General features: G+C 57.2%; 12 protein-coding genes. 10 read left to right on the forward strand and 2 right to left on the reverse strand.

The window, feature by feature from the left end; all coding sequences use genetic code 11:
• Window positions 1-71 precede the first annotated feature (71 nt).
• Entirely contained in the window at window positions 72-1448 is a 1377-nt protein-coding gene (locus HBN68_RS01440) for a glutamine synthetase family protein (RefSeq protein WP_020295897.1), read from the reverse strand.
• A gap of 278 nt (window positions 1449-1726) precedes the next feature.
• On the opposite strand from HBN68_RS01440, the gene HBN68_RS01445 reads away from it, so the two are divergent.
• The 8 genes from HBN68_RS01445 (at window position 1727) to HBN68_RS01480 (ending at window position 10974) form a co-directional block, all read left to right on the forward strand.
• Entirely contained in the window at window positions 1727-2503 is a 777-nt protein-coding gene (locus HBN68_RS01445; protein WP_094991716.1) for a gamma-glutamyl-gamma-aminobutyrate hydrolase family protein, read from the forward strand.
• A gap of 36 nt (window positions 2504-2539) precedes the next feature.
• A complete protein-coding gene (locus tag HBN68_RS01450; protein WP_094991717.1) occupies window positions 2540-3898 on the forward strand; it encodes a glutamine synthetase family protein in 1359 nt (452 codons plus the stop codon).
• 55 nt (window positions 3899-3953) lie between these two features.
• Window positions 3954-5318, forward strand: a complete 1365-nt coding sequence (locus HBN68_RS01455; protein WP_094991718.1) for an aspartate aminotransferase family protein — start codon at window positions 3954-3956, stop codon at window positions 5316-5318.
• 184 nt (window positions 5319-5502) lie between these two features.
• On the forward strand, window positions 5503-6615 hold the full coding sequence (locus HBN68_RS01460; protein ID WP_094991719.1) for a polyamine ABC transporter substrate-binding protein: 1113 nt from the start codon (window positions 5503-5505) through the stop codon (window positions 6613-6615).
• A 249-nt stretch (window positions 6616-6864) separates the two neighbouring features.
• Window positions 6865-7959, forward strand: coding sequence for a polyamine ABC transporter substrate-binding protein (locus HBN68_RS01465; protein WP_169962281.1), 1095 nt, complete (start codon window positions 6865-6867; stop codon window positions 7957-7959).
• 68 nt (window positions 7960-8027) lie between these two features.
• On the forward strand, window positions 8028-9170 hold the full coding sequence (gene potA / locus HBN68_RS01470; RefSeq protein WP_047278543.1) for a polyamine ABC transporter ATP-binding protein: 1143 nt from the start codon (window positions 8028-8030) through the stop codon (window positions 9168-9170).
• Window positions 9167-10087, forward strand: a complete 921-nt coding sequence (locus HBN68_RS01475) for an ABC transporter permease subunit (protein WP_094991721.1) — start codon at window positions 9167-9169, stop codon at window positions 10085-10087. Before potA ends, HBN68_RS01475 begins: the two co-directional genes overlap by 4 nt.
• The gene (locus tag HBN68_RS01480) at window positions 10084-10974 is read left to right on the forward strand and encodes an ABC transporter permease subunit (RefSeq protein WP_047278547.1); all 891 of its coding nucleotides are present in this window, start codon (window positions 10084-10086) and stop codon (window positions 10972-10974) included. The genes HBN68_RS01475 and HBN68_RS01480 overlap by 4 nt, the downstream gene beginning before the upstream one ends.
• Before the next feature lie 85 nt (window positions 10975-11059).
• Here HBN68_RS01480 and HBN68_RS01485 read toward each other — a convergent pair whose 3' ends face one another.
• A complete protein-coding gene (locus tag HBN68_RS01485; RefSeq protein ID WP_094991722.1) occupies window positions 11060-11440 on the reverse strand; it encodes a hypothetical protein in 381 nt (126 codons plus the stop codon).
• Window positions 11441-11592: 152 nt separating this feature from the next.
• On the opposite strand from HBN68_RS01485, the gene phoB reads away from it, so the two are divergent.
• Both phoB and phoR read left to right on the forward strand, forming a co-directional pair.
• On the forward strand, window positions 11593-12285 hold the full coding sequence (gene phoB / locus HBN68_RS01490) for a phosphate regulon transcriptional regulator PhoB (protein ID WP_094991723.1): 693 nt from the start codon (window positions 11593-11595) through the stop codon (window positions 12283-12285).
• A 41-nt stretch (window positions 12286-12326) separates the two neighbouring features.
• Entirely contained in the window at window positions 12327-13649 is a 1323-nt protein-coding gene (gene phoR / locus HBN68_RS01495; RefSeq protein WP_094991724.1) for a phosphate regulon sensor histidine kinase PhoR, read from the forward strand.
• Window positions 13650-13698 lie beyond the last annotated feature (49 nt).

Genomic DNA, 13698 nt, shown 5'->3' on the forward strand with positions numbered 1-13698 from the left:
ACCGAAAGAAATGACCATAAAAAACGCCGCGGGCTTGGGAGCCGGCGGCGTCTTTATAAAGCACGGACCGTTTACACGGTGTGCAAGTACCAGTTGTATTCGAGATCGGAGATGGAGTGTTCAAACTCTTCCAGCTCACTCTCCTTGCAGGCCACAAAAATATCGATGTATTTCGGGTCGATGTATTTGGCCATGACTTCGCTGTCGTCCAGCTCGCGCAGGGCATCACGCAAGTTGTTGGGCAGGCTTTGCTCGTTCTGCTCGTAGCTGTTGCCTTCGACCGGTGCACCCGGCTCGATTTTGTTGGTCAGGCCGTGGTGAACACCGGCCAGAACAGACGCCATCAACAGATACGGGTTGGCATCGGCACCCGCAACCCGGTGCTCAATACGCACAGCGTCGGACGAACCGGTCGGAACGCGGATCGCAACCGTGCGGTTGTCCAGCCCCCAGCACGGCGAATTCGGCACGTAGAACTGTGCGCCGAAACGACGGTAGGAGTTAACGTTAGGGCAAAGGAACGCCATTTGGGCGGGCAGGGTCTCCAGCACACCGCCGATTGCATGGCGCAATGCGGCGTTCTGCTCGGGATCCTCGCTGGCAAAAATGTTCTTGCCGTCTTTGTCCAGAATCGAAATATGTACATGCAACCCGTTACCCGCCTGGCCCGGATAAGGCTTGGCCATGAACGTGGTGTCCATCTCATGGTCGTAGGCGATGTTTTTGATCAGGCGCTTGAGCAATACCGCGTAGTCGCAAGCCTTAATCGGGTCGGCAACGTGGTGAAGGTTCACTTCGAACTGAGCCGGGGCGCTTTCTTTAACAATGGCGTCAGCCGGGATGCCTTGCTCTTTCGCACCTTCCAGAATGTCTTGGAGGCAATCGACGTACTCGTCGAGGTCGTCGATCAGGTACACCTGTGTCGAATGCGGGCGTTTGCCAGAAATTGGCGAGCGCGGAGGTTGCGGACGACCGTTCACGTTCTCCTGGTCAATCAGGTAGAACTCCAGCTCGAACGCGGCGCAAATGGTCAGGCCCAGATCGTCAAATTTGGTCACCACTTGACGCAATACTTCACGCGGATCGGCGAAGAAAGGTTCACCTTCAAGTTCGTGCATGGTCATCAGCAGTTGCGCGGTTGGGCGCTTTTGCCATGGTTCATTGCACAGGGTGTCAGGGATTGGATAACAGATTCGGTCTGCGTCACCGATGTCCAGACCCAAACCGGTGCTTTCCACCGTCGAGCCATTGATATCCAGGGCAAATAAAGAGGCTGGCAGGTTGATGCCTTTCTCGTAAACCTTGTGGAGGCTGGTGCGTTCAATGCGCTTGCCGCGCACTACACCATTCATATCCGCAATTAGAAGGTCAACGTACAGAACCTCAGGATGTTCCTTAAGGAACGCGTTCGCTTCATTCAGCTGAACGGCACGCGGGGGTACCGACATGATGCAACACCTTTGTTGTTAAAAATATCAATCATTGAGCGCTACGGGTTTCAGTCAACCCGAACGGCATACCGAAGTCAAGCAGCCTGTTTTTCGCCCTAAAAAAGCGCCGAAAGGCCATTTTTGACGCTTTTTAGGGCGTCATTTATCCAAAAAAAACTGTGCCGCCCGCAGGCTTGAGCGGGCCGTGTTGTATTTTTTACGGGGGTGTTGTGTAAAAAAATGAACAAGGCTAAGCTCGATTCAAACCCATAACAGCAATAATACCGGGGTGTTACATGTCACGCCTGCCGTTAATCGGCGTCACCGCCTGCACCAAGCAGATCGGTTTGCATCCTTATCACATTACCGGTGACAAGTACGTGCGAGCTGTTGCGGTAGCAGCCAAAGGCTTGCCTCTGATCGTTCCGTCGTTGGCGGAGCTTATTGATCCGACCGATATTCTTGACGGTCTGGATGGCCTGCTATTTACCGGGTCACCCTCCAATATCGAACCTCATTTGTATCACGGCCCGGCCAGTGCCCCTGGCACGCTGCATGACGCTGACCGTGACCGCACCACCCTGCCCTTGATCCGTGCCGCATTGGCAGCGGGCGTACCCGTGCTCGGCATTTGCCGCGGGTTTCAGGAGTTGAATGTAGCCCTCGGCGGCTCGCTTCACCAGAAACTCCACGAAGTCGACGGTTTCATCGAGCACCGTGAAGACCCCAGCGCCCCCGTTGACGTGCAATACGCCCCTAGCCACGCCATGCACGTTCAGCCCGGCGGCGTATTGGCCGGCCTGGGCGTACCCGCCGAGTTCGAAGTCAACTCCATTCACACCCAAGGCATTGACCATCTGGCCCCGTGTTTGCGGGTTGAAGCCACTGCTCCGGACGGTCTGGTAGAAGCGGTTTCGGTCGAAGGCGGCAAGGCTTTTGCTTTAGCGGTTCAGTGGCACCCCGAATGGCAGGTAAGCTCTAACCCGATTTACCTCGCCATCTTCCAGGCATTTGGAGATGCCTGCAGACGGCGCGCAACACAACGCGACGCCGATGCGTCAGTAAACGCCTGACTTATTCAAGTCAGGAAACTCAGCCCAGAGGCATTTATGAGTAACAACCTCGACCAGCTCACCGATTGGTTGAAAGACCACAAGATCACAGAAGTCGAATGCATGATCGCCGACCTTACCGGGATTACTCGCGGCAAGATCTCGCCGACCAACAAGTTCATTGCCGAAAAAGGCATGCGCCTGCCCGAGAGCGTATTGCTGCAGACCGTAACGGGCGACTACGTCGAAGACGACATCTATTACGAACTCCTCGATCCGGCCGACATTGATATGGTCTGCCGGCCCGACGAGAACGCCGTATTTCTCGTGCCTTGGGCGATTGAGCCTACGGCCCAGGTGATTCACGACACCTACGACAAGCAAGGCAACCCGATTGAGTTGTCGCCGCGCAACGTGCTGAAAAAGGTGCTCAAACTCTACGCCGACCACGGCTGGCAGCCCATCGTGGCGCCGGAGATGGAGTTTTACCTGACCAAGCGCAGCGACGACCCGGACTACCCGCTGCAACCGCCAGTCGGTCGCTCTGGCCGCCCGGAAACAGGTCGCCAGTCCTTCTCTATAGAAGCCGCCAACGAATTCGATCCGCTGTTCGAAGATGTTTACGACTGGTGCGAACTTCAAGAGCTGGATCTGGACACCTTGATCCATGAAGACGGCACCGCGCAGATGGAAATCAACTTCCGTCATGGTGACGCGTTGTCGCTGGCCGACCAGATTCTGGTGTTCAAGCGCACCATGCGCGAAGCTGCGCTCAAGCACGACGTGGCCGCTACCTTCATGGCCAAGCCCATGACGGGCGAGCCTGGCAGCGCCATGCATTTACACCAGAGCATCATCGACATCGCAACCGGCAAAAACGTCTTCTCCAATGAAGACGGCACCATGAGCCAGCTGTTCCTCAATCACATCGGGGGCCTGCAGAAGTTCATTCCAGAGCTGCTGCCGCTATTTGCACCGAATGTGAACTCCTTCCGTCGCTTCTTGCCTGACACGTCGGCACCCGTGAACGTGGAATGGGGTGAAGAGAACCGGACCGTGGGTCTGCGGGTACCGGACGCCGGCCCGCAAAACCGTCGGGTCGAGAACCGCCTGCCGGGCGCCGACGCCAATCCGTACCTGGCGATTGCTGCCAGCTTGCTGTGCGGCTACATCGGCATGGTCGAAGGCGTTAACCCGAGCGCGCCTGTTGTCGGCCGCGGGTATGAGCGCCGCAACCTGCGTCTGCCGTTGACCATTGAGGACGCTCTTGAGCGCATGGAAAACAGCAAGACCATCGAGAAGTACCTGGGTACCAAGTTCATCACCGGCTACGTGGCTGTAAAACGTGCCGAGCATGAAAACTTCAAGCGCGTCATCAGTTCGTGGGAGCGGGAATTCCTGCTGTTCGCCGTCTGACACGCCGGGGCCGCGCTTGGGAAGCGCGGCTCCCCACTGAATAAAGGAGAGCCGTATGACCAACAAGAACCCGCAAACCCGCGAATGGCAAAACCTCAGTAACGATCACCACCTCGCGCCATTCAGCGACTTTAAACAGTTGAAAGAAGTCGGACCGCGCATCATCACTCACGCCAAGGGCGTGTACCTGTGGGACAGCGAAGGTCACAAGATTCTCGACGGCATGGCCGGCCTGTGGTGTGTAGCCATCGGTTACGGGCGTGACGAGCTGGCCGACGCTGCCAGCAAACAAATGCGCGAACTGCCTTACTACAACCTGTTTTTCATGACTGCGCACCCGCCGGTGCTTGAGCTGTCGAAAGTCATTGCCGAGATTGCGCCTGAAGGCATGAACCACGTGTTCTTCACTGGCTCCGGTTCCGAAGGCAACGACACCATGTTGCGCATGGTCCGCCACTACTGGGCGATCAAGGGCAAACCGAACAAGAAGGTCATCATTAGCCGCAAAAACGGCTACCACGGTTCGACCGTGGCCGGTGCAAGCCTGGGCGGCATGACCTACATGCACGAACAGGGCGACTTGCCGATCCCGGGCATCACCCACATCCCGCAGCCTTACTGGTTCGGCGAAGGCGGTGACATGTCGCCGGAAGAGTTCGGCATCTGGGCGGCCAACCAACTGGAAGAAAAAATCCTCGAAATCGGCGTCGATAACGTCGGTGCGTTCATCGCAGAGCCCATTCAGGGTGCGGGCGGCGTGATCGTGCCGCCTGAAACCTACTGGCCGCGCATCAAAGAAATTCTCGCCAAATACGACATCCTGTTCGTGGCCGATGAAGTGATTTGTGGTTTTGGCCGTACGGGCGAGTGGTTCGGTAGTGATTTCTACGGCCTCAAGCCCGACATGATGACCATCGCCAAGGGCCTGACTTCGGGCTACATCCCGATGGGCGGCCTGATCGTGCGCGATGAAGTGGTGGCGGTGCTCAACGAAGGCGGTGATTTCAACCACGGCTTTACCTACTCCGGCCACCCGGTGGCCGCTGCGGTTGCGCTGGAAAACATCCGCATCCTGCGCGATGAAAAAATTATCGAAAAAGTTCACGCCGAAACGGCACCGTATTTGCAAAAGCGTTTACGCGAACTGAACGATCACCCGCTGGTGGGCGAAGTGCGCGGGGTGGGCATGCTGGGCGCCATCGAACTGGTGCAGGACAAGGCCACGCGCAAACGTTACGAGGGCAAAGGCGTCGGCATGATCTGCCGCCAGTTCTGTTTTGATAACGGTCTGATCATGCGCGCCGTGGGCGACACCATGATTATTTCGCCACCGCTGGTGATTACCAAGGACGAGATTGATGAGCTGGTGACCAAGGCTCGCAAGTGCCTGGATCTGACCTTGGAAGTCCTGCAAGGTTAACTGCTAGGCTTCGAGCACAAGACAACTGCCGTTTTAATGTAGGTAATTGCGCTCGAAGCCTTAAGAATCAAGGCTCTTCCCTTGAAAGCCTGCCCCGGATCTTGCCAGACTAGCCGCCGGCTTTAGTCACCCTGAGATCAGGACGCTGAATCGGTGGTTTAAAAGAATAATTGGAGCATTACAGATGAAGGCATCAGGTTTTAAAAAAGCTGGCAAGACCCTTCTCGCCCTGTCCTTGATGGGTGTGATGGCGGGGGCAGCCCAAGCGGCAGATAAAGTGCTGCATATCTACAACTGGTCCGATTACATCGCACCCGATACCGTGAAAAAGTTTGAAGACCAGACCGGTATCAAAGTCGTATACGACGTGTTCGACAGCAACGAGACCCTCGAGGCCAAGCTGCTAGCGGGCAAATCAGGCTACGACATCGTCGTGCCTTCCAACAATTTCCTGGCCAAGCAGATCAAGGCCGGGGTTTACCAGGAGCTGGACAAGTCCAAGCTGCCTAACTGGAAAAACCTCGATCCTGCGTTGCTCAAGGCCGTTGGCGATGCCAGCGACAAAGACAACAAACACGCGTTCCCGTACATGTGGGGCACCATCGGCATCGGCTACAACCCTGAAAAGGTGAAGGCTGCTCTGGGCGTCGACACCATCGACTCCTGGGACGTGCTGTTCAAGCCCGAGAACGCGGCCAAGCTGAAAAGCTGTGGCATCAGCTTCCTCGATTCCCCGACCGAGATGATCCCGGCTGCCTTGCATTACCTGGGCTACCCGACCGACACCCAGGACAAAAAGCAATTGGCCGAAGCCGAAGCCCTGTTCCTGAAGATCCGTCCTTCGGTGGGTTACTTCCACTCCTCCAAGTACATCTCCGACCTGGCCAACGGCAACATCTGTGTCGCTGTGGGTTACTCGGGTGACCTGGAGCAGTCGATTTCCCGTGCCAAGGAAGCCGGTGACAAGGTCAAGCTCAAGTACGTGATTCCTAAAGAAGGCGCTGGCAGCTTCTATGACATGGTTGCCATTCCTAAAGACGCCGAAAACGTTGATGCGGCTTACGCTTACATGAACTTCCTGATGCAACCGGAAGTGATGGCCGAAATCACCAACAGCGTACGTTTCCCGAACGGTAACAAGGCTGCAACGCCACTGGTGAACAAAGATATCTCGGGCGACCCGAGTATCTACCCGTCCGACGAGGTGAAAGCCAAGTTGTACGCAATCAGCGATTTGCCACCGGCCACCTTGCGTTTGCTGACCCGCAGCTGGACCAAGATCAAGTCGGGCAAGTAAGCCTCCTGTCGCCGCGGCGCAGGGTTGCGATTGAGACAAAAGGACACCGGTTTTTGCCCTTTTGCAGGCCCGTAAGGCCTTATCGCAGCCCGGCGCAACGGCGACAGAATCCGGCGATCGCGCAATTAATCGCAGAAAACTTTGCTGTGCAGGTTTATCGAGGGTAAGTTGCGCGCCGGTTTTGTCTTTGGCGGTACTGCTGCCGTGTGACGCGGGCAACTCAGGCCCAACTATTTTGAGGACCATCACGTGTCTATATCTTTGTTTCGCAAGACCTTGCTGGTCGGCGCTGGTTTGACGCTTGCCGTCAGCGTACAAGCGGCACCCACCGTGCACATCTATAACTGGTCGGACTACATCGCCCCGACCACGCTGGCCGATTTTGAAAAGGCCACCGGTATCAAACCGGTCTATGACGTCTTCGATTCCAACGAAACCCTGGAAGGCAAACTGCTGGCCGGACGTACCGGTTATGACGTGGTCGTGCCGTCCAACCATTTTCTGGGCAAGCAGATCAAAGCGGGCGCGTTCCAAAAGCTCGACAAATCGCAGCTGCCCAACTATTCCAACCTGGATCCGGCCTTGCTCAAGCGTCTTGAGCAAAACGATCCGGGCAACCTGTATGCAGTGCCTTATCTGTGGGGCACCAATGGCATCGGCTACAACGTCGACAAAGTCAAAGAAGTTCTGGGCGTGGACACGATCGACTCGTGGGATGTGGTGTTCAAACCCGAAAACATGAAAAAGCTGCAAAGCTGCGGCGTGGCCTTCCTCGACTCGGCCGACGAAATGTTGCCCACCGTGCTCAACTACTTGGGTAAAGATGCCAACAGCACCAACCCCAAGGATTACAAAGAAGCTGAAAAGACCCTGATGTCGGTGCGTCCATACGTCACCTACTTCCATTCTTCCAAATACATTTCGGACCTGGCCAACGGCAATATCTGTGTTGCCATCGGTTTCTCCGGTGATGTGTTCCAGGCCAAGGCGCGTGCCGAAGAGGCCAAAAAGGGCGTCAACATCGCCTACATCGTGCCCAACGAAGGCGGCGCACTGTGGTTTGACATGCTGGCGATCCCCAAGGACTCCAGCAACGTCAAGGAAGCCCACACGTTCATCAACTACTTGCTCAAACCTGAAGTGATCGCTCAGGTCAGTGACTATGTCGGCTATGCCAACCCTAACCCGGCTGCCGACAAGGTGATGGACGAGTCCATTCGTACCGACGAAGCGGTTTACCCAACCCAGGCGGTGCTGGACAAAACGTACGTTTCCACCGAACTACCCCCGAAAGTGCAACGTCTGATGACGCGCACGTGGACCAAGGTCAAGACGGGTAAATAACCCTCTGGATCACCTATCCAAGGCCCGACCAACTGGATCGGGCTGCTAAATTTGTTGGGAGTTTCGTAATGGCTGTTGCCTCCGGCGCCTATAAGAAAGCCCTCGAGGGCGACCAGACCCCTAAACAGGTACTGGTCAAAATCGACCGGGTCACGAAAAAATTCGACGAGACGATTGCCGTGGACGACGTGTCCCTGGAAATCAACAAGGGCGAAATCTTCGCCTTGCTCGGCGGATCGGGATCGGGCAAATCCACCTTGCTGCGTATGCTCGCCGGTTTCGAGCGCCCAACAGAGGGCCGTATTTTCCTCGACGGCGTGGACATCACGGACATGCCGCCCTACGAGCGGCCGATCAACATGATGTTCCAGTCCTACGCGCTTTTTCCGCACATGACGGTGGCGCAGAACATCGCGTTCGGTCTCAAGCAGGACAAAATGTCCAACGCCGAGATCGATGCCCGCGTGGGCGAAATGCTCAAGCTGGTCCACATGAGCCAGTACGCCAAGCGCAAGCCGCACCAGTTGTCCGGTGGCCAGCGCCAGCGTGTGGCCTTGGCCCGCTCATTGGCCAAGCGCCCGAAGCTGCTGCTGCTCGACGAACCGATGGGGGCGCTGGATAAAAAACTGCGCTCGCAAATGCAACTCGAACTGGTGGAAATCATCGAGCGCGTGGGCGTGACCTGCGTGATGGTGACCCACGACCAGGAAGAGGCCATGACCATGGCCCAGCGTATCGCGATCATGCATTTGGGCTGGATTGCCCAGATCGGCAGCCCGATCGACATTTATGAAACCCCGGTCAGCCGCCTGGTGTGCGAATTTATCGGCAACGTCAACCTGTTCGAAGGTGAAGTGGTCGATGACGCAGAAGGGTATGCCCGTATCAACTGCCCGGAGCTGGAGAACGACATCTACGTCGGTCACGGCATCAGCACCTCGGTAGAAGACAAGCATGTGACCTACGCGATTCGCCCGGAAAAAATGCTCGTCACCACTGAAAAGCCGACCTACGAGTACAACTGGTCGCGCGGCAAGGTGCATGACATCGCTTATCTGGGCGGGCACTCGGTGTTCTATGTCGAACTGCCGAGCGGCAAGCTGGTGCAATCGTTCGTGGCCAACGCCGAGCGCCGCGGCGCACGTCCGACCTGGGACGACGAAGTTTACGTCTGGTGGGAAGACGACAGCGGCGTGGTACTGCGCTCATGAACATGCGAAAACTTAAACGCCGACTGCAACGAATAACCCCCGGTGGCCGCCATGCGGTGATCGGGATTCCATTCCTGTGGCTGTTTTTGTTCTTCATGCTGCCGTTCTTCATCGTGTTGAAGATCAGCTTTGCCGAGGCCGACGTCGCGATCCCGCCTTACACCGAGATCTACAGCTACGTTGACCAAAAAATCCAGATCCTGCTGAACCTGGGCAACTACGCCATGTTGGGCGACGATGAGTTGTACATCGCCGCTTATCTGGGCTCGTTGAAGATGGCGTTCTTCAGCACGCTGCTGTGCCTGCTGATCGGCTATCCGATGGCCTACGCCATCGCCAATGCGCGTAAAGAGATGCAGACCGTGCTGGTGCTGCTGATCATGATGCCTACCTGGACAGCGATCCTGATCCGCGTTTACGCGTGGATGGGCATTCTGAGCAACAACGGGCTGCTTAACGGCTTCCTGATGTCGATGGGCTGGATCAGCGAACCGTTGCAGATCCTCAACACCAACATCGCGGTCTACATCGGCATCGTCTATTCGTACCTGCCGTTCATGATCCTGCCGCTGTACGCCAACCTTGTTAAACACGACACCAGCCTGCTGGAAGCCGCGTCTGACCTGGGTTCAAGCACGTTCAACAGCTTCTGGAAAATCACCGTCCCGCTGTCCAAAAACGGCATCATCGCTGGCTGCATGCTGGTGTTCATCCCGGTCGTGGGTGAGTTCGTGATCCCTGAACTGCTGGGCGGCCCGGAAACCCTGATGATCGGTAAGGTGTTGTGGCAAGAGTTCTTCAACAACCGTGACTGGCCGGTGGCGTCTGCCCTTGCCGTGGTCATGCTGGCGATCCTGATCGTGCCTATCATCCTGTTCAACCGCAGCCAGGCTAAAGAGCTGGAGGGCAAGATATGAATCGCTTCCGTTTTTCTAGCTTCATGTTGGTCGCGGGGTTGTTGTTCATCTACCTGCCGATGCTGATTCTGGTGATCTACTCGTTCAACGCCTCCAAGCTGGTGACGGTGTGGGGCGGCTGGTCGCTGAAGTGGTACACCGGCCTGCTGGACAACACGCAGCTGATGGGCTCCGTAATGCGCTCGCTGGAAATCGCCCTGTACACGGCAATTGCGGCGGTCGCCCTGGGTACCCTGGCGGCGTTCGTGCTGACGCGCATTAGCCACTTCAAAGGCCGCACGCTGTTTGGCGGCCTGGTGACAGCTCCGCTGGTCATGCCTGAAGTGATTACCGGTCTGTCGCTGCTGCTGCTGTTCGTGGCCATGGCGCAGATGATTGGCTGGCCGCAAGAGCGCGGCATCGTCACCATCTGGATCGCTCACACCACATTCTGTGCCGCGTATGTAGCGGTGGTGGTGTCGGCGCGGTTACGTGAACTGGACCTGTCGATCGAAGAAGCGGCCATGGACCTGGGCGCCAAGCCCTGGAAAGTGTTCTTCCTGATCACCATCCCGATGATCGCACCTTCGCTGGCGGCGGGCGCCATGATGTCCTTTGCCCTGTCGCTGGACGACCTGGTTCTGGCCAGCTTTGTGTCCGGCCCCGGCTCCACGACCTTGCCGATGGAAGTGTTCTCGGCCGTGCGCCTTGGAGTGAAGCCCGAGATCAACGCCGTGGCCAGCCTGATCCTGCTGGCGGTGTCGCTGGTGACCTTCCTGGTGTGGTTCTTCAGCCGTCGTGCCGAAGAACACCGCAAGAAAGCTATCCAGCAAGCCATTGATGAGGCGGCTGCCGAGTCATGGAAGCAACCGGATGTTCGCCGTCCCAAGTCGCCCAGCGCGGCTTAAGGCAGCGCAATAAAAAACCTCGCATTCCTGTTCAAGGGGGCGAGGTTTTTTTATGGGCGCCAGATCAGATGCCGCTCGGGACGTTTCAGGGTTTGGCGACTTTCCAGGCACCGTCCATTTTGCCGTCGCCTTTCTTTTCCCCGGCTTTCTTGTCCATTACAAAGGTGTACAACGGTTTGCCGTCATAGGCCCACTGGACTTGCTGGTCATCGCGGATGATGGTGGTCCATTTGCCTTCGCCTTTGTCCGTGCTTTCAGCCTTCAACGGCGGCCAATTTGTTGCGCATTGGTCATTGCACATCGATTTGCCGTCTGCATCTTTGGCGAAGGTGTACAGCGTCATGCCTTTATGGTCGACCAGCACACCGTCTTTGATCATCGCCGGTTCGGCGGCAAATGCTAATCCCGGCAAGGCCAACACAGCACCTAACAGTAAAGCCTTCAGGGAAAATGAGCTGCGTGTCATCGGAATCGTCCTCTTCGTGATTGTACGATTTGAACCAAAAGCGTAGTTCATTCGCCCTTGGAACGTGGCGATTGCCCAAAGTTGTCACACGACTGCAATATTTCCGTTATCTAATGCGCCACAAGACAGATAAATGACACGAGGATTACGGCATGGTTGGCAGGAGCATTCTGATCGTCGATGACGAGGCACCGATCCGCGAAATGATCGCCGTGGCCCTGGAAATGGCAGGCTACGACTGCCTGGAGGCGGAGAATGCTCAGCAAGCCCACTCCATCATTGTCGACCGCAAACCCGATTTGATCTTGCTCGACTGGATGCTGCCGGGTGGCACGTCAGGTATTGAACTGGCCCGCCGCCTCAAGCGTGAGGAAATGACCGCGGACATCCCGATCATCATGCTCACGGCCAAGGGTGAAGAGGACAACAAGATTCAAGGTCTGGAAGTCGGCGCGGACGACTACATCACCAAACCATTTTCCCCTCGTGAACTGGTGGCGCGTCTCAAAGCCGTATTGCGGCGTGCAGGCCCGGCGGACAGCGAGTCCCCGATTGAAATTGGCGGCTTGTTGCTCGACCCGATCAGCCACCGCGTCACCATCGACGGCACCCCCGCCGAGATGGGCCCGACCGAATATCGCCTGCTGCAGTTCTTCATGACCCACCAGGAACGCGCCTACACCCGCGGGCAATTGCTCGACCAAGTGTGGGGCGGCAACGTTTACGTAGAAGAGCGTACCGTAGACGTGCACATCCGCCGTTTGCGCAAAGCCCTCGGCGAGGCTTACGAGAATCTGGTACAAACCGTGCGCGGCACCGGGTATCGCTTCTCCACCAAAGCCTGATACCCCTTCCAGACTCAACGGCAAGCAAGGACCCGCGCGACGTGAATCAAAACTGGCATAGCACGCTGATTCGTCATTTGTTGCTTCTGGTCACTGCCTGCCTGTTGGTCGGGCTGGTCACCGGTTATTACGGCTGGAGCCTGGCCGCAGGCGTGGCCTTGTATCTGGGCTGGACGCTCAAGCAGCTGCTGCGCCTGCATGACTGGCTGCGTAATCACCAACCCGATGAAGCACCGCCCGACGGCTACGGCCTGTGGGGCGAGGTGTTCGACAGCATTTATCACCTGCAGCGCCGCGATCAACGGGTGCGCGGGCGCCTGCAAGCCGTGATCGACCGCGTGCAGGAGTCCACAGCCGCGCTCAAAGACGCTGTGGTGATGCTCGACAGCGATGGCAACCTTGAATGGTGGAACCGCGCCGCAGAGACCTTGCTGGGCCTCAAGACGCCACAGGACAGCGGGCAGCCCGTGACCAACCTGGTGCGTCACCCGCGCTTCAAGGAATATTTCGAGCAAGACAGCTATGCCGAACCGCTGGACATCCCTTCGCCAGTCAACGACCACCTGCGCATCCAGCTGTACATCACCCGCTACGGCAACAACGAACATTTGATGCTGGTGCGCGACGTCACACGCCTGCACCAGCTCGAACAGATGCGCAAAGACTTCATCGCCAACGTGTCCCACGAGCTGCGCACCCCGCTGACCGTCATCTGCGGTTACCTGGAAACCCTGCTGGATAACGTCGATGACGTGAACCCGCGCTGGAAACGCCCGCTGTCGCAGATGCAGCAACAGGGCGAGCGTATGCAAACCCTGCTCAACGACTTGCTGCTGCTGGCCAAACTGGAAGCCACGGATTACCCGTCGGACAACCAGCCCGTGCCTATCGACAGCCTGCTGCGTACCATCAAAAACGACGCCCAGGCGTTGTCCGGGCAGCGCAATCAAACCATCACGCTGGACGTTGAAGCCGACATTGCCCTCAAAGGCAGTGAGACCGAGCTGCGCAGTGCGTTTTCAAACCTGGTATTTAACGCCGTCAAATACACGCAAGACGGCGGGAGCATTCGCATTCGCTGGTGGGCCGACGGGTCGGGCGCGCACTTGAGCGTGCAGGACTCCGGGGTCGGGATCGATAACAAACACCTGCCACGCCTGACCGAACGCTTCTACCGCGTCGACTCCAGCCGTAACGCCAGCACCGGCGGCACGGGCCTGGGCCTGGCCATCGTCAAGCATGTGCTGTTGCGTCATCGTGCCCGCCTTGAGATCAGCAGCGTGCTCGGCCACGGCAGCACCTTCACCTGCCATTTCCCCCCTGTTCAGGTGACAAAATCGGTCAACCCCGACCTGATTGACTGAGCCATGCGGCGTTCGCCCACTAGGCAACAGCTACATCAATGGTTACATT

Origin of the sequence: Pseudomonas sp. WS 5078 (assembly GCF_012985745.1) — a bacterium.
GTDB classification, from domain to species: Bacteria; Pseudomonadota; Gammaproteobacteria; order Pseudomonadales; family Pseudomonadaceae; genus Aquipseudomonas; species Aquipseudomonas lundensis_A.

What these genes read in the sequence shown, in the direction of transcription:
- HBN68_RS01450 (WP_094991717.1), top strand. Translation starts at nt 2,540, where the DNA reads ATGAGTAACAACCTCGACCAGCTCACCGATTGGTTGAAAGACCACAAG.
- HBN68_RS01480 (WP_047278547.1), top strand. Translation starts at nt 10,084, where the DNA reads ATGAATCGCTTCCGTTTTTCTAGCTTCATGTTGGTCGCGGGGTTGTTG.
- HBN68_RS01455 (WP_094991718.1), top strand. Translation starts at nt 3,954, where the DNA reads ATGACCAACAAGAACCCGCAAACCCGCGAATGGCAAAACCTCAGTAAC.
- HBN68_RS01440 (WP_020295897.1), bottom strand. Translation starts at nt 1,448, where the DNA reads ATGTCGGTACCCCCGCGTGCCGTTCAGCTGAATGAAGCGAACGCGTTC.
- phoB (WP_094991723.1), top strand. Translation starts at nt 11,593, where the DNA reads ATGGTTGGCAGGAGCATTCTGATCGTCGATGACGAGGCACCGATCCGC.
- HBN68_RS01445 (WP_094991716.1), top strand. Translation starts at nt 1,727, where the DNA reads ATGTCACGCCTGCCGTTAATCGGCGTCACCGCCTGCACCAAGCAGATC.
- HBN68_RS01485 (WP_094991722.1), bottom strand. Translation starts at nt 11,440, where the DNA reads ATGACACGCAGCTCATTTTCCCTGAAGGCTTTACTGTTAGGTGCTGTG.
- HBN68_RS01475 (WP_094991721.1), top strand. Translation starts at nt 9,167, where the DNA reads ATGAACATGCGAAAACTTAAACGCCGACTGCAACGAATAACCCCCGGT.
- potA (WP_047278543.1), top strand. Translation starts at nt 8,028, where the DNA reads ATGGCTGTTGCCTCCGGCGCCTATAAGAAAGCCCTCGAGGGCGACCAG.
- HBN68_RS01460 (WP_094991719.1), top strand. Translation starts at nt 5,503, where the DNA reads ATGAAGGCATCAGGTTTTAAAAAAGCTGGCAAGACCCTTCTCGCCCTG.